This window comes from Ralstonia sp. A12, from assembly GCF_000801955.1.
Lineage (GTDB): Bacteria > Pseudomonadota > Gammaproteobacteria > Burkholderiales > Burkholderiaceae > Ralstonia.
Window position 1 is genome coordinate 19330 of record NZ_JSZO01000037.1, and the last position, 21113, is coordinate 40442.

At 63.1% G+C, this 21113-nt stretch carries 21 protein-coding genes; 7 read left to right on the plus strand and 14 right to left on the minus strand.

Annotated features, from left to right (window positions below):
• Window positions 1-60 precede the first annotated feature (60 nt).
• Both pyk and PI87_RS26275 read right to left on the minus strand, forming a co-directional pair.
• On the minus strand, window positions 61-1500 hold the full coding sequence (pyk, locus tag PI87_RS26270) for a pyruvate kinase (protein WP_039600692.1): 1440 nt from the start codon (window positions 1498-1500) through the stop codon (window positions 61-63).
• Window positions 1501-1547: 47 nt separating this feature from the next.
• Window positions 1548-2759, minus strand: coding sequence for a phosphoglycerate kinase (locus PI87_RS26275; protein ID WP_039600693.1), 1212 nt, complete (start codon window positions 2757-2759; stop codon window positions 1548-1550).
• 180 nt (window positions 2760-2939) lie between these two features.
• On the opposite strand from PI87_RS26275, the gene PI87_RS26280 reads away from it, so the two are divergent.
• Window positions 2940-4835: a M66 family metalloprotease gene (locus tag PI87_RS26280; protein WP_084210110.1), complete on the plus strand. Its 1896-nt coding sequence runs from the start codon at window positions 2940-2942 to the stop codon at window positions 4833-4835.
• Here the strand turns inward: PI87_RS26280 and rarD are convergent.
• The 3 genes from rarD to PI87_RS26295 are packed head-to-tail and all read right to left on the minus strand — an operon-like array spanning window position 4821 to window position 6843.
• Window positions 4821-5735 (minus strand): EamA family transporter RarD, encoded by a 915-nt coding sequence (rarD, locus tag PI87_RS26285; protein WP_039600694.1) that lies wholly within the window; start codon window positions 5733-5735, stop codon window positions 4821-4823. The genes PI87_RS26280 and rarD overlap by 15 nt on opposite strands.
• Window positions 5732-6055 carry an AzlD domain-containing protein gene (locus tag PI87_RS26290; RefSeq protein WP_039600695.1) on the minus strand — a complete coding sequence of 108 codons (324 nt, stop codon included), beginning with the start codon at window positions 6053-6055 and terminating at the stop codon, window positions 5732-5734. Before PI87_RS26290 ends, rarD begins: the two co-directional genes overlap by 4 nt.
• The gene (locus tag PI87_RS26295) at window positions 6052-6843 is read right to left on the minus strand and encodes an AzlC family ABC transporter permease (protein WP_039600696.1); all 792 of its coding nucleotides are present in this window, start codon (window positions 6841-6843) and stop codon (window positions 6052-6054) included. Before PI87_RS26295 ends, PI87_RS26290 begins: the two co-directional genes overlap by 4 nt.
• A 338-nt stretch (window positions 6844-7181) precedes the next feature.
• Between PI87_RS26295 and PI87_RS26300 the strand changes: the two genes are divergently transcribed.
• The 5 genes from PI87_RS26300 to PI87_RS26320 are packed head-to-tail and all read left to right on the plus strand — an operon-like array spanning window position 7182 to window position 10639.
• Window positions 7182-7379 (plus strand): zinc-finger domain-containing protein, encoded by a 198-nt coding sequence (locus PI87_RS26300; protein ID WP_039600697.1) that lies wholly within the window; start codon window positions 7182-7184, stop codon window positions 7377-7379.
• A 52-nt stretch (window positions 7380-7431) separates the two neighbouring features.
• Complete coding sequence (waaF, locus tag PI87_RS26305; protein WP_039600698.1) at window positions 7432-8457, plus strand: lipopolysaccharide heptosyltransferase II; 1026 nt, start codon at window positions 7432-7434, stop codon at window positions 8455-8457.
• Between the two features lie 32 nt (window positions 8458-8489).
• Complete coding sequence (locus tag PI87_RS26310) at window positions 8490-8930, plus strand: YybH family protein (protein WP_039600699.1); 441 nt, start codon at window positions 8490-8492, stop codon at window positions 8928-8930.
• A 37-nt stretch (window positions 8931-8967) separates the two neighbouring features.
• On the plus strand, window positions 8968-10065 hold the full coding sequence (locus PI87_RS26315; RefSeq protein ID WP_039600700.1) for a YheT family hydrolase: 1098 nt from the start codon (window positions 8968-8970) through the stop codon (window positions 10063-10065).
• Entirely contained in the window at window positions 10058-10639 is a 582-nt protein-coding gene (locus PI87_RS26320) for a DUF2946 family protein (protein WP_039600701.1), read from the plus strand. Before PI87_RS26315 ends, PI87_RS26320 begins: the two co-directional genes overlap by 8 nt.
• A 24-nt stretch (window positions 10640-10663) precedes the next feature.
• Here PI87_RS26320 and PI87_RS26325 read toward each other — a convergent pair whose 3' ends face one another.
• Window positions 10664-12367, minus strand: a complete 1704-nt coding sequence (locus PI87_RS26325) for a beta-barrel assembly-enhancing protease (RefSeq protein ID WP_039600702.1) — start codon at window positions 12365-12367, stop codon at window positions 10664-10666.
• Between the two features lie 104 nt (window positions 12368-12471).
• Here PI87_RS26325 and moaC point away from each other — a divergent pair, with 104 nt between their 5' ends.
• Window positions 12472-12948, plus strand: a complete 477-nt coding sequence (gene moaC, locus PI87_RS26330) for a cyclic pyranopterin monophosphate synthase MoaC (RefSeq protein WP_039600703.1) — start codon at window positions 12472-12474, stop codon at window positions 12946-12948.
• Window positions 12949-13009: 61 nt separating this feature from the next.
• On the opposite strand, the gene PI87_RS26335 is transcribed toward moaC, so the two are convergent.
• The 8 genes from PI87_RS26335 to PI87_RS26370 form a co-directional block, all read right to left on the minus strand.
• A complete protein-coding gene (locus tag PI87_RS26335) occupies window positions 13010-13522 on the minus strand; it encodes a pilin (protein WP_039600704.1) in 513 nt (170 codons plus the stop codon).
• A 163-nt stretch (window positions 13523-13685) separates the two neighbouring features.
• Window positions 13686-15458, minus strand: coding sequence for a PglL family O-oligosaccharyltransferase (locus PI87_RS26340; protein WP_039600705.1), 1773 nt, complete (start codon window positions 15456-15458; stop codon window positions 13686-13688).
• Window positions 15459-15681: 223 nt separating this feature from the next.
• Window positions 15682-16188: a pilin gene (locus PI87_RS26345; RefSeq protein WP_039600706.1), complete on the minus strand. Its 507-nt coding sequence runs from the start codon at window positions 16186-16188 to the stop codon at window positions 15682-15684.
• A gap of 369 nt (window positions 16189-16557) precedes the next feature.
• The gene (locus PI87_RS26350) at window positions 16558-17076 is read right to left on the minus strand and encodes a pilin (RefSeq protein WP_039600707.1); all 519 of its coding nucleotides are present in this window, start codon (window positions 17074-17076) and stop codon (window positions 16558-16560) included.
• Between the two features lie 184 nt (window positions 17077-17260).
• Complete coding sequence (locus PI87_RS26355; protein ID WP_039600708.1) at window positions 17261-17959, minus strand: TerC family protein; 699 nt, start codon at window positions 17957-17959, stop codon at window positions 17261-17263.
• 161 nt (window positions 17960-18120) lie between these two features.
• On the minus strand, window positions 18121-19002 hold the full coding sequence (gene sucD / locus PI87_RS26360) for a succinate--CoA ligase subunit alpha (RefSeq protein WP_039600709.1): 882 nt from the start codon (window positions 19000-19002) through the stop codon (window positions 18121-18123).
• Window positions 19003-19095: 93 nt separating this feature from the next.
• A complete protein-coding gene (gene sucC, locus PI87_RS26365; RefSeq protein ID WP_039600710.1) occupies window positions 19096-20262 on the minus strand; it encodes an ADP-forming succinate--CoA ligase subunit beta in 1167 nt (388 codons plus the stop codon).
• A 66-nt stretch (window positions 20263-20328) separates the two neighbouring features.
• Window positions 20329-20955, minus strand: coding sequence for a DUF2889 domain-containing protein (locus PI87_RS26370; RefSeq protein ID WP_039600724.1), 627 nt, complete (start codon window positions 20953-20955; stop codon window positions 20329-20331).
• Window positions 20956-21113 lie beyond the last annotated feature (158 nt).

The window sequence follows — 21113 nt, forward strand, 5'->3', positions numbered from 1 at the left end:
TATGGGTCGATCTGTATTCGGTTCTCAGGAACGCCCTAGCAAGCGGCATTCCCTCGGGCGTCAGTGCATGCCGACGCGGACAATCTTGAGTGTGTTGGTGCCGCCCGGCTGCCCCATCGGCTCGCCGACGGTCAGCACGATGAAGTCGCCGCGCTGTACGACGCCGCGCGCGACCAGCAGCTCTTCCGCCTGGTGCAGTGCCTCGTCGCGGTCGTTGCTGGTGGCCATCGGCAGCGCCTGCACGTTGCGGTACAGCGCCATCTTGCGTTGCGAGCCCACGTTGGGCGTCATCGCATAAATCGGCACGTTGATGCCGTGGCGGCTCATCCACAGCGCGGTGGCGCCGGAATCGGTCAGTGCGGCAATCGCCTTCACTTGTAAATGGTAGGCCGTGAACAGCGCCCCCATGGCGATCGATTGGTCGATACGGCTGAAGGTCTGTTCCAGGAAATCGGTATCCAGGTGCACCGGCTGCGACTTCTCGGCTTCCACGCAGATGGCTGCCATGGCTTCGATGGTCTCGACCGGGTAGCGGCCAGCGGCGGTCTCGGCGGAGAGCATCACGGCATCGGTGCCATCCAGCACGGCGTTGGCGACGTCCGACACCTCGGCGCGCGTCGGCACCGGGTTCACGATCATCGACTCCATCATCTGCGTGGCGGTGATGGTCAGCTTGTTGGCTTCACGCGCCAGCTTGATCATGCGCTTCTGCAGCGCCGGCACGGCTGCGTTGCCGACTTCCACGGCCAAGTCACCGCGGGCAACCATGATGCCGTCGGACGCGGCCAGGATCTCTTCGAGCACGCCCGGGCGGATGGCCTCGGCGCGTTCGATCTTGGCGATCATGCGCGGCTTGTGGTTGTGCGGCTGCCCCGCCACCACCGCCAGTTGGCGCGCCATTTCCATGTCGGTGGCGTTCTTGGGGAAGCTGACCGCGACGTAGTCGGCGCCCAGCGCCATCGCGGTCTTGATGTCTTCCATGTCCTTGGCGGTGAGCGCCGGGGCCGACAGCCCGCCGCCTTGGCGGTTGATGCCCTTGTTGTTGGACAAGTCACCGCCGATCTTGACGATGGTTTCGATCTCTTCACCCACCACGCGCTCGACCTGCAGCACGATCAGGCCGTCGTTGAGCAGCAGCAAGTCGCCAGGGCCGACGTCGCGCGGCAGTTCCTTGTAGTCGAGGCCGACGCGCTCCTGGTTGCCCAGTTCGCAGCGGGCGTCCAGCGTAAAGCGGTCGCCCGGCTCCAGCGTGATCTTGCCGTTCTCGAACTTGCCCACACGAATTTTCGGGCCTTGCAGGTCGGCCATGATGGCGACCTCGCGACCCACCGAGCGCGCCACCTCACGCACGAGCTGCGCGCGATCGATGTGATCCTGCGCCGTGCCGTGCGAGAAGTTCAACCGCACCACGTCCACCCCGGCAGCGATCATGCGGGTCAGGACTTCCTGCGTGCTCGATGCAGGGCCGAGCGTTGCGACGATCTTGGTAGCGCGGGTCATGGGCGGTGTCTCGTTGGTGTTGTGGGGCGATGCGGGATGAAGCGTAATCAGGCCGTTGCTGCCTGATTCTGTGCGCGCTGCTCCAGGATTTCCACAGCTGGCAGCGTCTTGCCTTCCAGGAACTCCAGGAATGCGCCGCCGCCAGTGGAGATGTAGCCCACCTTATCGGCGATGTTGTACTTGGCAATGGCAGCCAGCGTGTCGCCGCCACCTGCGATCGAGAAGCCCGACGAAGCGGCGATGGCTTCGGCCAGCACCTTGGTGCCGTTGCCGAACTGGTCGAACTCGAACACGCCGACCGGGCCGTTCCACACGATGGTGCCGGCAGCCTTCAGCTGGTCAGCCAGTTGGGCAGCCGTCTTCGGGCCGATGTCGAGAATCATGTCGTCGTCCGCCACGTCCTTCACATCCTTGACGGTGGCGGCAGCGGTGGCGCTGAATTCCTTGGCGCAGACCACATCCACGGGAATGGGCACCGAGGCGCCGCGTGCAGCCAGCATGTCGATGATGGCTTTGGCGTCACCCACCAGATCAGCCTCCGCCAGCGATTTGCCGATCTTCAGGCCGGCGGCCAGCATGAACGTGTTGGCAATGCCGCCGCCAACGATCAGGTTGTCCACCTTGTCGGCCAGCGATTTCAGGATGGTCAGCTTGGTCGACACCTTCGAGCCCGCCACGATGGCAACCAGCGGGCGCTTCGGCGCGCCCAGGGCCTTGCCCAGCGCATCCAGCTCCGCGCCCAGCAGGGGGCCAGCGCACGCTACGGGTGCGAACTTGGCGATGCCGTGGGTGGTGGCTTCCGCGCGGTGGGCGGTGCCGAACGCGTCGTTGACGTAGATGTCGCACAGCTTGGCCATCTTCTGGGCCAGTTCGTCGCTGTTCTTCTTCTCGCCCTTGTTCACGCGGCAGTTTTCCAGCAGCACGACCTGGCCGGGCGCGACTTCCACACCGTCGACCCAGTTTTGCACCAGCTTCACGTCACGGCTCAGCAGTTCGGACAGGCGCTTGGCAACCGGTGCCAGCGAGTCTTCCGGCTTGAATTCGCCTTCAGTCGGGCGGCCCAGGTGCGACGTGACCATCACGGCAGCGCCGGCGCCCAGCGCAGCCTCGATGGCCGGCACGGAGGCGCGGATGCGCGTGTCTTCGGTGATGTTGCCCGCGTCGTCTTGCGGCACGTTGAGGTCGGCGCGGATAAAGACGCGCTTGCCGGCAAGCTTGCCTTCGGAGATGAGATCGGACAGACGCAGAACGTGAGGCATGGCAGCAACAGTTGGAATCGCGGAAAACGACGATTTTACCTGATCGCCCTTGCACCTCTGCCGTAAAACGGACGAACGAACCGACGAATCCCCTGGTTAGGGGAGCGCACCTAGCTCCACAATTCTCCACAAAGCTAGAATGTGCGCGCCAATAAACATAAATACGTCGGGAGTTTCACCATGAGCCAAGCGCCAATCCTGGGCCGCGCCACGCTGGCGGCCGCCTTGACCACTCTCCTGCTGACCGCTTGCGGCGGCGGTGACGGTGCCTCCACAGGCACCACGACCAGCACCCAACCGGACGGCGGATCGACCGGCACCCCAACTTCGCCCACCACGCCAGCAGCAGGCCCGCTGGCGCTGAACAAGCTGGAGTTCGCGCAGACGCACGTGCTGCCCGAGGGCGGCCTGACCTGGACGCTGCCCAACACCACCGGCACGCTGCAGCTCACCGGCAACCGCGCGGCGCTGGCGCTGGTGTCGATCGGCCAGGTGGATGTGCAGCAGCCGAAGCTGGAAGCCTGGCGCAACGGGGCACTGGTCGGCAGCCTGGTGCTGAATGCGCCCTCGGCCTTGCCGCCCACCGAATCCAACGGCCGCCCGTATGCCACCGACCGCTGGAGCGTGACCGTGCCCGCGGCGTGGATGGTGCCCGGCACGTCGTTCCGCGTATCGGCAGCCAACTACACCGCCAGCACCGGCCACACGCCCAGCTTCGGTACCAATGCCGACATTACGTTGCGTGTGCTGCCGTTCTACCTGTTCGGTGCGAACGATTCGAATACGACGCCGCTGTCGACCGTCAAGGCGCCGGACGCCGTGACGCAGCAGGAGATTTTCGCCAAGTGGCCGGTCTCGGCACTGACGGCCGCCAACCACCCGATCGGGCGTGTGTCGTGGCCGAGCATGGTGATTGCGCCACGTGCGGACAGCGCCAACGTGGCGCAGTCGGCCTATGTGGTCACGGCCATGAGCCAGCAGAAGGAGGGCTACGCGGTGATGAGTTCGGTGCTCAGCCTGATCCAGAGCTTGCGCAACGCCAACGGCGAAGGCCCGACCAACAACCAGTACTACGCGCCGATCCTGCCGGTCGACCCGGTGACGAACAAGCCGGTGTTTCTTGGCGGCGGCTTGGGCGGCGGCAATGCGGGCGTGGGCGACCAGAACTACACCGGTGTCTTCATCCACGAGCAAGGCCACGCGTTCGGCCTACCGCACGCGGGCGATGCCTACACCGCCGGCACGTATCCGTACGCGGGCGGCAGCCTGACAGGCTCGGTGTGGGGTTATGACCCGAACAAGAACCAGTTCCTGGACATCCGCGTGCCGACCACGGCCAGCAGCTACGCCAATTGCGCGAGCGGTCATCAGAGCGACTCCGCCGGCCGCTGCATCAAGCAAGACCCGATGCAGGGCGGCGCGGGCGATCAATCGCCCGGCTACAAGTTCGCGACGTTCTCGGATTTCAATACGGGGAAGATGCAGGCCTGGCTGCAGGGCCGCATCCTGGTCGACGCGGCCTCACCCACCGGCTACAGCCAGTGGAATGCCACCACACAGGCGCGCGTGACCTACACGCCCGCAACCACCAGCAACGGCCTGTACGGCATCAACCAGAACCTGCCGACGCAGACCAACGTGCCGGTGTACGCCATCGCCATCACGCTCAGCCGTGCGGGCACGGCGGGTGTCTCGCAGATCTATCCGCCGCTGCCGTTCACCGGCAACCTGATCCAGACGTTTGACCCGACCAACGCTGCGGACCGCGCCGCCATCGTGCCCAACACCGGCACGTATGCGTGGTACTGCCACGCCAGCGGCTGCGATTACACCGTGCGCGTGACCTACGCCGACGGCTCGCAGATCACGCGGGTGCTGCAAGGCGGTTTCCGCCCGTGGTTCAGCCCGACCGGCACACCAGCCACCAGCACAACGGACCCGACCAGCGGTGACAGCTTCAAGCTGTGGACGATCAACGTGCCCGGCGACAAGGCCATCACCAAGGTGGAACTGCTCGATACGCCGATGGCGTGGAACGGCTTGCCCGCCACGCCGACCGTGCTACTTAGCCGGTAACACCTGAGGGCGGCGCTGCAGACGCAGCGCGCTCTCGGCACTGTAGAGCGCCAGGCCGATCCAGATCAGCGCGTAGCCCGCCACCTTCGGCCCGGCAAACGGCTCGTTGTAGAGCCACACGCCCAGCAGCAGCTGCAGCGTGGGGCTCACATACTGCAACAGCCCCAGCAGCGACAGCGGAATGCGCTTCGCCCCGGCGCCGAACAGCAGCAGCGGCAACGCCGTCAGCGGGCCGGCCAGTGCCAGCAGCAGTTGCATGCCGGGTGACGCGGCCAGGAAAGCGTTCTGCTGTTGCGCGGCCAGCCAGCCAAGGTAGGCCAGCGCCAGCGGAAACAGCAGCAGCGTCTCCAGCGTCAGCCCTTCCAGCGCGCCCAGCGGCGAGGTCTTGCGCAGCAGGCCATAGAACCCAAACGAAAACGCCAGCGCCAGCGCAATCCACGGCAGCGTGCCGGCCTGCCAGGTCAGCCACGCCACCCCGGCTGCGGCCAGCGCCACCGACACCCACTGCACCGGTCGCAGCCGCTCGCCCAACACCAGCGCGGCCAGCATCACCACCACCAACGGGTTGATGAAGTAGCCCAGGCTCGCGTCGAGCACGTGGTCATGGTTGACGGCCCAGATGTAGGTCAGCCAGTTGGCCGCCAGCAATGCGGTGCTGGCGGCGTAGCGCCCCACCACACGCGGCTGCGTGCGCAGCGCCCACAGCCACGCCCAATGCCGCTTGATGAGCAGGATCACCACCATCACCGCCAACGACCAGATCACCCGGTGCGACAAGATCTCCACCGGTGACACCGCCTTGAGCAGCTTGAAGTACAGCGGGAACAGGCCCCACATCGTGTAGGCCAGAAACGCGAAGATCACGCCGTTGCGCGTGGAAGCAGAGCCCGACACATTCATCCCCAAAGACGCAGCACGGTGAACACACCCATGCCGACGAAAATCATGCCCAGCATGCGCCGCGTCGCCACGTAGAACGCCGTGGCCGCAACGCCGGCCATCAGGCGCGGGTTGGTCCAGGTCGCATCAAAGTGGCCGTGGTTCCAGAGCAGGTCGGGCAGCACGATGGCGATCAGTGCGGCGGCCGGCGCAAAGCGCAATGCGTGCTGCAGGCGCATGGGCAGCGTGACCTTGTCCCCAACGATCAGGAACAGCGAGCGCGTGACGATCGTCACCACCGTCATGCCGGCAATGACCAGCCAGATCTCGAGCGCGCTCATGCGTCGTCTTCCTTCGGTGCCTGCGCGCCGCGGCGACGCTGCCACTGCAGGCGCGCGGCGGCTTCATCGGCGGCCAGGCCTGCGGCCATCGCACCGGTCACTGCAATCACCAGGCTCAATCGATACGGCAGCTTGAAGGCAACCAGCGCCAGCACCGCCGCCACGGCCACCGCCATGAGGGTGGCACGGCTACGAATGGTCGACACCATGACAGGAATCAACGCGAGCGTCCCGGCCAGCGCCAGGCCCCACGCGTCAGGAAACAGGCTCGCCGCGACGATGCCCAGGATGGATGACACCTGCCAGGCCACGAAGCTCAGCAGGACCATGCCCCAGTAGTACCCTTCCTTGCCCGCCTCCGGCGCCGCGGACGGATATTGCTGGGTGAACAGCACAAACGGCAGATCGCCGTTGAACACGCCCAGGACCACCCGCCGCACAAACGGCAGATGCCCGAAATGCTGTGCAAGCCCCGCGCTAAAGATGATGAAGCGCACATTGACGATGAACGCCGTCAGCAGCACCGTCCAGATCGGCAACCCCGCGGCCAGCAGCGGCAACACCGCCAGTTGCGACGACCCCGCATAGACAAAGATCGTCATGCCGATCGCCTGCGGAATGGTCAGCACCGACTTGCTCATCGCTACACCCGTCACCACGCCCCAGGTGAACACCGGCGGCAGCGACGGCATGTACGCCCGGATGCCGGCAACGAAGCCGGCACGCTCAGCGGGGTCGATGGCCTGCCAGCGGCGTTGCAGCGCAGTGCTCCAGCGAACTAGTGGCATGACACCCCCTTAAGCGGCGCATTCGTCTCTTTTTTTTGGTCCGGCCAGAGGCTGCCGGCAGCGCGCGGGCGCGGATGCGTCGGGGGCGACATGGGTGGCTCGTAGGAAACGGACGATTATACTTTTGATGTTAAGCGTCCGCTTAACGTCGATGGGCATGCGCCCTGTCCGGCGCAGCAATTCGTGCCGGGCGCCACGCACTGCAACAATCGGCGTTGGCGCGCCCGCGCCCACCCCTTACAATTTCGCCTCTTCGTCGAAATTTTCGGCATTTGAATTTGCGGCCCATATCAAGGCGCGGCTGACCCGCTCAGACCGTACCGGCACTCCTACTCATCATGACCACGCAAACCGCACCCACAATCGAAATCGGCGCAGATGACCTGCCGCTGCACTGCCCGACCGCCAAGACCCCGACCTGGAACTACCACCCGCGCGTGTTCCTCGACATCGCCGACACCGGCGAGGTCAAGTGCCCGTACTGCGGCACCGTCTACAAGCTGGCCCCCGGCGTTGAACTGAAGGGCCACCATTGAGCCGTCTTCACACGCTGTACGACGCCGGTCGCAACACTCATCCGGCGAATCGATGATGCGCAAGATCCTCGTCGTCGCCCCCAACTGGATCGGTGATGCGCTGATGGCGCAGCCGCTGTTTGCGCAGATCAAGGCGCGCCACCCGCGCGCGCAGATCCACGCCATCGCGCCCAAGTGGGTCGCACCGGTGCTCGCGCGCATGCCCGAGATTGCCCGCGTGCTGCCGACCGACCTCGCGCACGGCAAGCTGCAGCTCGGCAGCCGCACGATGTTCGCCCAGCAGCTCAAGAACGAGACGTTCGACGCGGCCTATGTGCTGCCGAACTCGTTCAAGAGCGCGCTGATCCCGTGGCTGGCTGGCATTCCGCTGCGCATCGGTTACAAGGGCGAATCGCGCCTGGGCGTGCTGAACGTGCGCTACCCGAACCCGCCCAAGAACGCGCGCCCGCCGATGGTGCAGCATTACGCCGCGCTGGCTTTCAAGCCCGGCGCCAAGCTGCCCGACGCCCTGCCCGACCCGAAGCTGAACGTTGACGTGCAGCGCGTGGCCGCCACGTCTGCCAAGTTCGACATTCCTGGCAATGCACGCCTGGTCGCCTTCTGCCCCGGCGCGGAATACGGCCCCGCCAAGCGTTGGCCCGCCGAGCACTTTGCCGAGCTTGCACAGATGCTGCGCCGCTCGTTTCCGTACGCGCAGATCGTCGCGCTCGGTTCGGGCAAGGACCGCGAGATGGCCAACGCCATCGTCGAACGCGCCCCCTTCGTGCGCAACCTGTGCGGCGAGACCTCGCTGGACGAGGCCATCGAACTGCTCGCCCGCTCCGAAGCCGCCATCTGCAACGACTCGGGCCTGATGCACGTAACGGCCGCCCTCGGGCGCCCGCAGGTGGCCGTGTTCGGCTCCAGCGACCCGCGCCACACGCCGCCCCTGTCGCCCGCTGCGAGTATCATGTGGCTCCATCTGGAGTGCAGTCCGTGCTTTGCGCGCGAATGCCCGCTGGGCCACCTGCGCTGCCTGCGCGACATCGGCCCCGAGATGGTGTTTCATGAATTGCGCCGGCTGCTGCAGCCGGCTTGAGTCCGCAGTCTTTCCCTCAACGTCCAGCCGCCATGCCACGATTTGCCCGCCTGTTCGAAGCCGCCGAGGACATCCTCGAAGCCTATCGCGATGCGCTCAAGCGCCGCGATGCCGATGGCGCGCTCAGGCTGTGGCTGGATGAGGATTCGGTGAGCTTCATCCTGCCTGACGGCCAGCGCCTGCACGGCCACGAGCAACTGCGCGGCTGCCTCGACGCGCTGGTCGAGAAGAACCCGGTCTGGATCGAATGTCTCTCGCAGCAGGTGCATTCGTCGCTGGGCGTGTCGATCTTCGAGGCCACCGAAGCGCTACGCTTCTCCGCCACCGCTACCGAAGCCGATCTGTACGTGCACACGACCTACGTGCTGATGCAGAACCACGAAGGCTGGCGCATCGCCCACGTGCATTCCAGCCAGGCCGCGGAAGAACGCGTGGCCGCCTCCATCTCCAGCGCCACACACTCCCTGCACTGAGCCGCGCCACCACCGGCGTGGCAGTTGCATCGTCACGATGAACCGCCCGCTCCGCCAAGCCGCCCCCGTTGAACTGAACCTCGGCGCCATGCTGGCGGGGCCGTTCGAGCCGCACGCGTTCCGCTCACCGTGGTGGCTCATCGGCGGCAACGCGCAGACGATTGTGCCGGCGCGCCTCTGGCGCTTTCCGCGCATCACGTACCGGCGCGAGCGCTGGGACACGCCCGACCAGGATTTCATCGATCTCGACTGGACCACGCATGACACGGATGCGCACGCGCCGCTCGTCGTCATGTTCCACGGCCTGGAAGGCGATTCACGCAGCCATTACGCGAGCCTGCTGATGGACGCGCTGCGCGCGCGCCGCTGGCCCGGCGTGATCCCGCACTTCCGTGGCTGCTCGGGTGAGATGAACCGCGCACCGCGCATGTACCACTGTGGCGATGGTGCGGAAATCGCCTGGATTCTTGAGCGGCTCTACCGGACGGTTTGCCAACCGCAGGGCCGCAAGCTGCTGGCCGTCGGCATCTCGCTGGGCGGCAACGCGCTGCTGCGCTATCTGGGTGAGCACGGCACCGGCGCGCGCCACCTGAGCGCTGCAGCAACGGTTTCCGCACCGCTGGACATGCGGGCTGGCGGCGCTGCGCTGTCTCGCGGCTTCAACCTGGTGTACACGCGCATGTTCCTGAAGACGCTCAAGAGCAAGGCCAACGCCAAGCTCGACCAGCACCCCGGCCTGTACGACCGCGCCGCCATGATGGCGACGCGCACGCTGGGCGAATTCGACAACCTCGTCACCGCGCCGTTGCATGGCTTTAGCGACGTGCTGGACTACTGGACACGCGCGTCGTCCAAGCCGATCCTGCGCGACGTGCGCGTGCCAGCGCTGGTGCTCAACGCGCGCAACGATCCCTTCCTGCCCGGACAGCACCTGCCCGGCCCTGCCGATGTGTCATCCGACATCGTGCTCGACCAGCCGCAACATGGCGGCCACGTCGGCTTCCTGCTGCGCCACGACAGCGGCCTGCGCCACATGACCGGCCGCATCGACTGGATGCCGGCGCGCGTGCTGCGTTTCTTTGATGACGTGCTCGGCCGCCAGACGCAGGCCGGAGGCGCAGATTCCCGTGGATGACATCGTCCGCCAGGCGATGGCCAAATGGCCAAACGTGCCGAACTGCTTCGGCTGGTTGGCGCTGGACCGGCGCGGCCAATGGCGCATGCGCAACGAGTTCGCGCAGCAGCACAAGCTGTCGGGGGATCCGATCCGTCATGCGCCGCTCATCGATTTCATCGTCCGCAACTACGCGCACGACGACACGGGCCGATGGTTCTTCCAGAACGGCCCGCAGCGCGTGTTTGTGGCGTTGGACTACACGCCGTGGATTGTGCGACTGGCACCCGGTGACCTGGCACCCGTCTTCACGACCACCACGAGCGCAGCCTTCACACCCACCGGCTGTTTTGCCGATGAGCAAGGCAACGTGCTGCTGCCTGGCCACGTGGCAGGGTGGGATGCCGAAGACACCATCGCCGTGCTGCACGATCACGACCTGGAGCCGTTTTCATCGCTCGCGCAATGGCATGGGCAGGCGTGCGGCGCCGCGCTCGGCACACTGACCCTCGGCGACCGCACCGTCGAGATCGAGCCGATTCTTCGCACAGAAGTCGCGCAACGTTACGGATTCGTGCCGCATCCGACGGCGTAACGGTGGAGGCGATTGCGTGCCGTCCTACTTCGGCAGCGCCTTATCCTCGATCTTCTCTTCCTTGTACTGCCGTTCCATCTGATGCAGCCGCGCATCGACTTCGGACAGCGTATAGAAATCCGCATCGCCCGCTTCACGCGCCAGCTTGAGTTGCTCAACCGCTGAGCCCCACGCACCATCGCGCGCGTATTTCTCGGCCAGCGCGCGGTGCTGTTCGACGCGCTTTCCCTTGTCGGCGTAGGCACGCGCAAGCATGTCCCACCAGATCGATTGCGCCGTGTCTTCGCGCGTCTTGTCCTTCAGATACGGAATCGCATCATCGATCCGGCCGGCCATCAGCAACGTCTGCGCATAGGTGAGGCCGACTGCGCGCGACAGCGGATACGCGACAAGCGCCGCGCGCGCCAAGGTGAGCGCATCGGACGTGCGGTTGCGGGCCCGCGCCAGCTCGATGGCCGTCACGTCCAGATCGACGCTGCCTGAGGTGATGCCTGGAATGTTGCCGTACAGGCGTCGTGCCTCAAGCAATGCCTGCTCAGCCTCGTCCAGCTTCCCCGCCATCTGATTGGCAACAGCCACGCCGTACCACAACGCCGCACGCTTCTCGACAGGCGCATCCGGCGCTGAGGACAACTGCGATTGCATTGCATTGCGCACGTCGATGTAGGCGCTGGTCGACGTCTCCTGCAACACCCGCGCACGCTCCTTGGCAAAGCCGAACTCCGGCCGGCGCGGTTGGCGCGGATGCGGCAGGCCGCGCGCGCGGTCGGCCATGTCGGCGATGCGCTCGCCGGTGAGCGGGTGGGTACGTGCATAACCGGGGACGACACCGGTATCTGCAATGTTGGTAACCCGCTGCATGCGGCGGAAGAAGTCCGGCATGCCCTCCGGGTCATAGCCTGCGCCGGTGAGCAGTGTGAAGCCGACGCGATCCGCCTCGCGCTCCGCACTGCGCGAGAACGAGAGCTGGTTCGACACCGCCGCCGCCTGCCCGCCAATCGCCAGCGCCTGCGCTGCGTCGCCGCTCTTGGTGGCGGCTAGACCGGCCAACAGGATCGACGCCAGCGCAATCCACATCGACTCGCCTGACTTGTCGATGCCGCGCGCGATATGCCGCTGCAGCACGTGGCCGATCTCGTGGCCAAGCACGGAGGCCAGCTCCGATTCGCTCTCGGTGGCCACCAGCGTGCCGGTGTTCACGCCGATATAGCCGCCTGGCAGCGCAAACGCATTGATGGCCGGATCACGCACCGCAAACAGCTCGAAGCTCGACGACGACGTGCTGCCCGCCACGTGCTGCCGGCGCGCCGCCTCGATCAGTTTGAAACCGATGCCGTTCAGGTAATCGCTGAGCAACGGATCCGGCACGTAATCCGGGTCTCGGCGGATCTCACGCATCACCCGGTCGCCCAGACGGCGCTCCATATCGGGCGACAGTGCCGCCGTGGACGGATCGCCCAGGTCGGGCAATTCGTACGTTGGCGCGTCAATGACGGTCGGGTCTTTCTGCAGATACGGCGACTGGCGGCCAATCTGCACGCTGCGGTTCAGGTTGCTCTGCACCTGGTCGGCTGCTGCGGCGGAACCCAAACCCAGGTTGATCGAAGCCGCCGGCGCCGAAGCAGGCACCTGCGCCAGCACGGGCAACGGCAATGGGATCAGCCACGTCGACAACAACACAACAGCCGTCAGCTTGCGTGCGCGCGGCCGGGAGAGGAAATGCGTCATACGGAAAGCGCAGTGTGCGGGATCAGCCCAGCAGCATCGGGAACCGTCGGGCGCTTGCTATCATAAAACGCTTCGTCTTCTGCTCCGCAATCCAGCGGTCACTTATGTCGCAACTCACCCACTTCGATTCCGCCGGACAAGCCCATATGGTCGACGTCGGCGACAAGGCCGTCACGCATCGTGTGGCGGTGGCTACCGGCACGATCCGCATGCTGCCCGAAACGTTTGCGCTGGTGCGCGATGGCACGGCCAAGAAAGGCGATGTGCTGGGGATTGCGCGTATTGCGGCCATCCAAGGCTCTAAGCGGACGTCGGATTTGATTCCGCTGTGTCATCCGTTGGCGTTGACCAAAGTGGCGGTTGAGTTTGAGCTGAACGAAGCTGAACACGCCATTCGCTGCACCGTACGTGCGGAGACACGTGGGCAGACTGGCGTGGAGATGGAGGCACTAACCGCCGTGCAGGTTGGGCTGCTGACGATCTACGACATGTGCAAGGCCGTGGATCGGGGGATGGTGATTGGGGATGTGCGGTTGATGGAGAAGCACGGGGGGAAGTCGGGGGATTGGGTGGCGGGGTAACGAGTCCCGAGCCTCAATGAAAAGAGCGCCCCCGGACGCTCTTTTTCTTGTGCCAGTCAGATCAGCGGCACTCTGATGGGGTGAGGTTGGCCACAAGTGTCGGTGCACCCTTCAACTCGTCGGATCCCGCACGAATTTGAACACCCTTTGCGTAGCAATCCCAGCGAATCGGACCAACGGGCCGATTGCCGCTGCTCAATGCAACATCATTCGCCGTTGGTTTTAAAATCACCGTATTTTCACCATCTGGAACGACGCTGCTCGCGTAGGCAATGGTGATTTCCCCTGTCGACGCATCAATCGTAATACCACCCGCTTGGACGTTCTTTGTCGCCTTGGTATCGGAGGCGTAACCTTGGTCAAGCGATACACCTGCGATCGCGTTCTCGGAGACCAGCGTCTTGGCACTCGAGGCCAATGTCAGCCCTTCAGTCACGCGCGAGCGCGTAACGTAGTCCTGGTATGCGGGCACGGCGATCGCGGCCAGAATGCCAACGACGGCGACCACGATCATCAATTCAATTAGAGTGAAACCGGCTTGGACTCGCCTGTTCGATCTATGCTTCAAATACATTGCCCTCTCCTTTCCGTTCGGACACCTAGTCACTGCCTCAATTTGCAGTTACGGTAGAGAAGATTAAGCGAGTAGAATTCACTCGATTGTCATTGCAATGATTTTTATCGTTTCCAATAAGAATCGGCGTAGTGAAAAAAAAGCGCCCAAAGGACGCTTTTGCTTATTGCGATGCAGAGGGTGAGTTTTCTCCTGATGAGGCATCGTCCCCCACAAGCAGGTTCTCTGACTGAAGGCGAGCGCAGAACACCTTGAGCGCTTCATTCTTCTTCTGCTTACACGTCTGCGCGATGGGCCGGGACTGCACAGCGTAATCAGTCCAATATTGGTCACGCAGGCGGCGGATCTGGAGCACGGCATCGTCAGTCTTCCCAAGATACGCGAGTGCGAGGGCGTAAGGCCCAACGGTACCAGGGCCAGGATAGAACTGCACCGCCTGGAGTTCCAGCTTCTCTAGCGACGCGGCCATCTCCGGAGTCACTCGCCAGTGGATTGCCATTGCCAAGTGCTCATATGGCAGCAGCAACGTCTGGCCGTGCTCCTGATATCGAGCCAACTCCTTTGGCCACCCCTCGGCACTGTACTGGAGGCGTTCTATCGCTTTGTAGTCCCCCCAGAGGTGGGCCAGCAGCGTCGTCGCGCCAACAGACAAGATGGCAGACGACGTCCACGTCATGCTAGCTGAAGGAACGCGCATGTTTCTCTCATCCACGAAACCTAGTGCAAACGCGACTGGCAGCAAAAAAAAGACGTAGTGCAGAGGATATTCCGCCATTGAATGCACCCCCATCACAAAGATGATGGCTAGCGGGAATACTAAAGTGGGCGTGACCTGTCGCTTGCGCAGACTCCACATGAACCCCAGACAGGGCAACGCTATGGCAAGCAAGCCAGCTAGACCGACCTTGGCCAACTGGTCCAGCAAGATGTTGTGGGCATTCATCGACATCTCGACATGGCCGAGCGTATCGGTCTGCAGGAACTGGTTCCATGCATAGTCGCCCCAACCACCTCCCAGCCACGGATGTGCAATGAACATGTGCCACGCGTGCTTCCACAGTAACGGTCGCAATCCTGCCCCCTGCTCCATACGTTCGCCGAGGGAAGAAGGCAGGTCGAGATGCCAGATCACGTTGGCATAAGCGACCAGCCAGTTGCATAGCTGATACACGATCGCCAGTGCAACAATCGGCGTGCAAGCCATCATCCAACGCCGCCAACCCCGCTGGTCAGCCGTCCAAGCCAAACCTGACAAACCACCGATCACAGTGATGTGCAGCCACGTGATGCGTGAAAAGGTCAGTGACATACCAAACAGGAAAGCCAGTGCGATCACTCCCAACAAAAGCCTTACCCGCCGGCACTTTGACTCCAGCAGCACGCAGGCCGCCAAACCGAACGCGAGGTACGACGCAACATGGTTGGGCTGATTCATGTTCCCCCACATGCGGCGGCTGGTTCCAGTGGGCTCGAAGGAATAGAAAAAGCCGGGTGACAAATTTGGTACGTGGAACAGATGCAGCAATTCGACCGCCACGGTGGCCAACCCGCCCACGATGACACCGATGGCAAACGCTTCCAGCACACCCGGTAATTCCCGGCTGCGAGCGCCCAAGCCACACACAACGGCGGCCGCGAGCAGGTAGACCGTAGCAGCCAGAGAAAGAAAGGGATTCAGTGGCGGTGCCAACTGCAGTTGTAGAAACAGGACGAGAATCAGCGCGAGGGGCGCCAACGCAATCCTTGGTAATCCGGTCTTGCTGCCCCATGTCAGCGCGAGTACGGCAACCGCCAGCGCGGCCCAACAAACGCCCGCCCCAAACTCGGCATAGAAGGTCGGCAAAGGATACGTATGCCACGCCATCAGGTATGGAAACGCCCCGCAAATGGCGACAACAAGCCAGAGCGGTATCAGAACAACACGCGATCGAAGCATGGGGGAAATAGCAAGACAGCGGGAGAAAGGAGTGGCGCCCAGCAGCGCCACATGTGACCCACGAGTTTAACCAAACCGGGTATGCAAACGCGCATATCCGTTTTTGTATGCGCCAGCGCGCAAGGCGCATAAAAGCAAAGGGCGCCTGTAGGGCGCCCTTTGCTCTCATATTTCACGCCAGATCAGCTTTGGTAGATAACTGGCATGAACAGAGACCCAACGATTAGTTCTGGCAGGCTGCCGGCAAGAACGCGTAGAACGCTTGCTGCCCCATTGCTCCCGTAGCAGTCGACGCCGTTGCCGTGCCGCACGTCCAGCTCACGGTGCCGTCGTTTTTGCCGGCGCCGAACATACCAAGGAACAGCTTGCCGTCAACCACCGCAGAGCCCGTGCTCGCGATGCCGACAATCACGCTCACCGCCTGGGCGCCAGCCGAGTTGTAAGCAATACTCTGCACAACCTTGGCGTTCTGCGGCGTCGTCGTGGAGATCGGTGCGCTTGCGGTCGCCGGGAACGTGTTGGTACCACTGTTCGCATAGGCTTCCGAAATGGCGGCCCGTGCCGAATCCAGCAGGGTCGTTGCTTCCGTCAGCTTCGACTTGATCATGTAGTTGTTGTAGGCCGGCAGCGCAATGGCGGCCAGGATACCGACGATCGCGACCACGATCATCAGTTCGATCAGCGTGAAACCCTTCTGGACACGCTTGTTCAGTTGACGCATCGACTTCATGAAATTCCCCCGGAATGTGTGGTTAAGATGATGCGAGGGACATGGAGCACGGACCGTGCCAGGTGAGCTTTGTGGGTTTACCGAGCAAATCCGGCACGATTTTGGCAACTCACGCCCCCCGCATTGACAATTTTCGACACAACATGACGTAATGCGTTAGCTTTATGGCAAATAGATCACAAAGTTACTTTTGAATTGATGCGATTATGAAGGATGTTCATTGCCTGCCTCTGCACATCGACGATTCCCAGCCATTCGATCTGGGTGGTGGCGGACCAAAAGAATCATCGCCACCAACTGACCAAAGTTGCTTGGCCAGCGGGCGGCGATGCCTGTTCGGGTAGAGTGGCTATCGGCTGATCTGCCGACTTAGTTCTGGCATGCGACCGGGAGATAGGGAAACATCGCCGGCACCGGAGCACCGTTTGCAGCGATCGCAGCGGCAGCGCTAGCCTTTGCCGTGGCGCAGGTCCACTGCACCGTGCCATCAGGCTGACCAACCCCGAACATACCCAAATACCCACCATCGATCTGACTAGCGCCGGTATGGCCAAGTGTTATGACCACACCAACGTTGGAAGCTCCGCTCACGTTGTAGCTGATTCCCGTGACAACTTGAGCATTGCTCGCCACCGACTGCACGACGATTGGCGGCGAGGATTGTGATGGGAAGACTCCTCCACTCGACGTATAAACTTCCGTGATCGCAACCCGCGCCGCATCCAGCATCGTCGTCGCTTCGGTCAGCTTGGATTTGACCATGTAGTTGTTGTAAGCCGGCAGCGCAATCGCCGCCAAGATGCCGACGATCGCAACCACGATCATCAGTTCGATCAGCGTAAAGCCGCGTCCCCGCCGCCTTGTTCCCGTACTGTGTTGGAAACCCATGACCTCTCCCCAAAAGGCATTTTGTTGTGGGAGGCCACGGTGCAGGGACTATGCCAAGGCACACACTGTGTTTCCGGGCGAAAACTGGCGCACTTTGACGGGCATTCGAACGCGAATCTGACCGTTCTTGACAGAATTCCCGACAGATCGCGTCATCACCTACTTTCGAGGGGATTCTTTCGGATTAGGCTTGCCGCAGCGTCCGGCGGCTGAACCACCAGCCCGCTGCAACCACAAGCAGCGCGCCCGCACAGCCAATCACGATGTCTGCATACGGGACTGAATTCGCGAACCACGCCGCATCCACCGGATCTGTGACCAGCATGTCGCCAGCCAAATAGCCGAGCAACGCCGCCCCCAGCGTCACAATGATCGGAAACCGCGCCATCACCCCTACCAACAACGTGCTGCCGAAGATGATGAGCGGAACCGACAGCCCCAGGCCGAGTACGAGCAATAGAAACGTCGTACCCGGCGGCCCCTTCTCCGCCGCAGCGGCCACAGCGACCACGTTGTCGAGCGACATCACCAGATCGGCAATCAGGATGGTCTGGACAGCAGGCCACAGGCCATCGCGTTGCTTGCGACCATGCGCGTCATCCTCATCGGCTTCGGCCAGCAGCTTGACGCCGATGTAGACAAGCAGCACCGCGCCGATCGTCTTCAGATATGGCAACGCCAGCAGCTTGACGGCCAGAATCGTCAGCACGATGCGCAGCGCAATGGCGCCGGCACTCCCCCAGAAGATGGCCTGCTTCTGCTGCCTCTGTGGCAGGTTGCGCGCAGCCAAGGCGATGACCACCGCGTTGTCCCCCGACAGCACGATATTGGTCAGGATGATGGAGCCAAGCGCGAACCAGAATGCGCTGGAGGTGAGCGCCATGGATGTTCTTGTTGGATAGGGGTGAATGGGAAAAAGAGCTACGGTTTTTCTTATACACAGGTCATGCAGGGTGCGCACGCTGCATTGCTCGCAAACCGTCGCGCCCAAACAAAAACGGGAGGCTAGGCCTCCCGTTCTCGCACAACCTCAAACCTTGCCGATTACAGCATCGCCTTGAGCAGACGTGCCATTTCCGACGGGTTCTTGGTGGTCTTGATGCCGCACTCTTCCATGATGTCCAGCTTGGCTTGCGCGGTATCAGCACCGCCCGAGATCAGCGCGCCGGCGTGGCCCATGCGCTTGCCCGGAGGCGCGGTCACGCCAGCGATGAAGCCAACCACCGGCTTCTTCATGTTGTCCTTGATCCAGTAAGCCGCGTTGGCTTCGTCCGGACCACCGATCTCACCGATCATGACCACGGCGTCCGTTTCCGGATCGTCGTTGAACATCTTCATCACGTCGATGTGCTTCAGACCGTTGATCGGGTCGCCGCCGATGCCGACTGCCGACGATTGGCCCAGACCCAGCGCGGTGAGCTGGCCCACAGCTTCGTACGTCAGCGTGCCCGAGCGCGACACCACGCCGATGCGGCCCTTGCGGTGGATGTGACCCGGCATGATGCCGATCTTGATTTCGTCCGGCGTGATCAGGCCAGGGCAGTTCGGGCCCAGCAGCAGCGTCTTGCTGCCGGCCTTACGCATCTTGTCCTTGACCATCATCATGTCGCGCACGGGGATGCCTTCGGTGATGCAAACCACCAGATCCAGTTCGGCCTCAACGGCTTCCCAGATCGCATCAGCAGCGCCTGCGGGCGGCACGTAGATCACCGACACGGTGGCGCCGGTCTGTGCCTTGGCGTCCTTGACGCTTGCGTAGATGGGAATGCCTTCGAAGTCTTCGCCGGCCTTCTTCGGGTTCACGCCTGCCACGAAGGCGTTCTTGCCGTTGGCGTAGTCGCGGCAACCGCGGGTGTGGAACTGGCCGGTCTTACCGGTGATCCCCTGGGTGATGACCTTGGTGTCTTTGTTGATCAGAATCGACATGCTTAATCCTTGTTGGCCTTTTAGGCAGCGAGCCGCGCCGTCGTGTTCAGCGGGCGCCGCTCGCGTTCGCGTATGGTTGGGTCAGCGGGCGGCTTACTTGCCGGCGGCTGCGGCCACGACCTTCTCGGCGGCCTCTGCCATCGTGTCAGCGGCGATGATGGGCAGACCCGAGTCAGCCAGCATCTTCTTGCCGAGGTCTTCGTTGGTACCCTTCATGCGCACAACCAGCGGCACCGACAGCGACACAGCCTTCGCCGCAGCGATCACGCCTTCGGCGATCACGTCGCAACGCATGATGCCGCCGAAGATGTTGACCAGAATGGCCTTCACGTCCGGGTTCTTCAGCATCAGCTTGAAGGCTTCGGTCACCTTCTCGGTGGTGGCACCGCCGCCCACGTCGAGGAAGTTGGCCGGCTCGCCGCCGAACAGCTTGATGGTGTCCATCGTGGCCATGGCCAGACCGGCGCCGTTCACCAGGCAGCCGATGTTGCCGTCCAGCGAGATGTAGGCCAGGTCGAACTTCGATGCTTCGATTTCGGCCGGATCTTCTTCATCCAGATCGCGGTAAGCCACGATTTCCGGGTGGCGGAACAGCGCGTTCGAGTCGAAGTTGAACTTGGCGTCCAGTGCGATGACCTTGCCGTCGCCGGTCAGGATCAGCGGGTTGATTTCAGCTTGCGAAGCGTCGGTTTCCCAGAATGCCTTGTACAGGCCTTGCAGGGCTTGGCGGGCTTGCGGCACGCTCGCGTCGGGCACGCCGATCTTGCGGGCGATGTCGTCAGCTTGCGCGTCTTGCAGGCCAGCTTGCGGATCGATCAGCAGCGTGTGGATCTTTTCCGGGTGCGATTCGGCAACTTCTTCGATGTCCATCCCGCCTTCGCTCGAGGCCATCAGCGCGACCTGCTGCGACACACGGTCCACCACCAGCGACACGTACAGTTCCTTCTTGATGTCCGCGCCCTCTTCGATCAGCAGGCGCTTGACCAGCTTGCCTTCCGGACCGGTCTGGTGCGTCACCAACGTCATGCCCAGGATGCTGCTGGCGTATTCCTTGACCTGGTCCATGCTCTTGGCAACCTTCACGCCGCCGCCCTTGCCACGGCCACCTGCATGAATCTGTGCCTTCACGACCCACACCGGGCCGCCCAGGGTTTCAGCGGCTTTGATAGCCTCGTCGACCGAGAAGGCCGGAATGCCGCGCGGAACCGGCACATTGTATTTGCGCAGGATTTCCTTGCCTTGGTACTCATGGATATTCATGCGTGTTTCCTTTGCTAGGCAGAGTGAGTGTGATGAGTGTTGAAAACGCGAGCAGCGCGGTGCCCTTCAGGACGAGGGCTCAGGCGACAGCTCGGTGGGTGGCGGTTGGATCTTGGCTTCGGGCTGGTAGGCATACCAGCGCGGATAGTGCTTGCGGACCACCTCGCCCTCAAAGTGCAGAGCGTGGCAGCCATGAAGTTGGTAAGGCGGCTTTTCGCCGGGCTCGATCGGCCGGAGGTCGTTGGAGTTGTCGCGCACCGGAAAGACGTCACCCGCGAAGGCCTGGATGGCAGCGGTCGGCAGCACGCCGCACAGCTCGGTCAGGTGCGTACAGCCCGCCACGCCGCCAAGTCTCTCACGCGCGGCCTTTCGAAAACCCTTCATCAGGTTCAGGCCGATGAGCTTGCGGTAGGCCGGGCCGATCGTGTCACAGTGTGTGGGGTACGGCACCCAGTCGGAACACGCTTCGGCATCCACGACGTTCATGCGGGTGTCGATGGTCACGCGCAGCCACAGGTCATGCAGCGGCTCACCCTCGGGGCGTACGCCACCGCTGGCCAGCGGGATATCACGCGGTTTGGTGTCGGTCAGGCGCGCTTCGATGTCCCACAGGCCGTCTTCTCGCAAATAAGCCTCCACCGTGATGGCACGGCGGTGGCGCATGACGCGCGGGACGGGAGCAGACAGAGGCATGGACCAGACAGACCGATAGGACCGATGGAGGCGGCGCACGCGGATCTCGCGCATCGCCTACGGGACGTATGCAGCAGCGCATCAGCCGCCACACACGAACACAACCGCCCTGCAACCGAAGTAGAGGACGGTATCAAAGACTTGGATTTTAACACGTC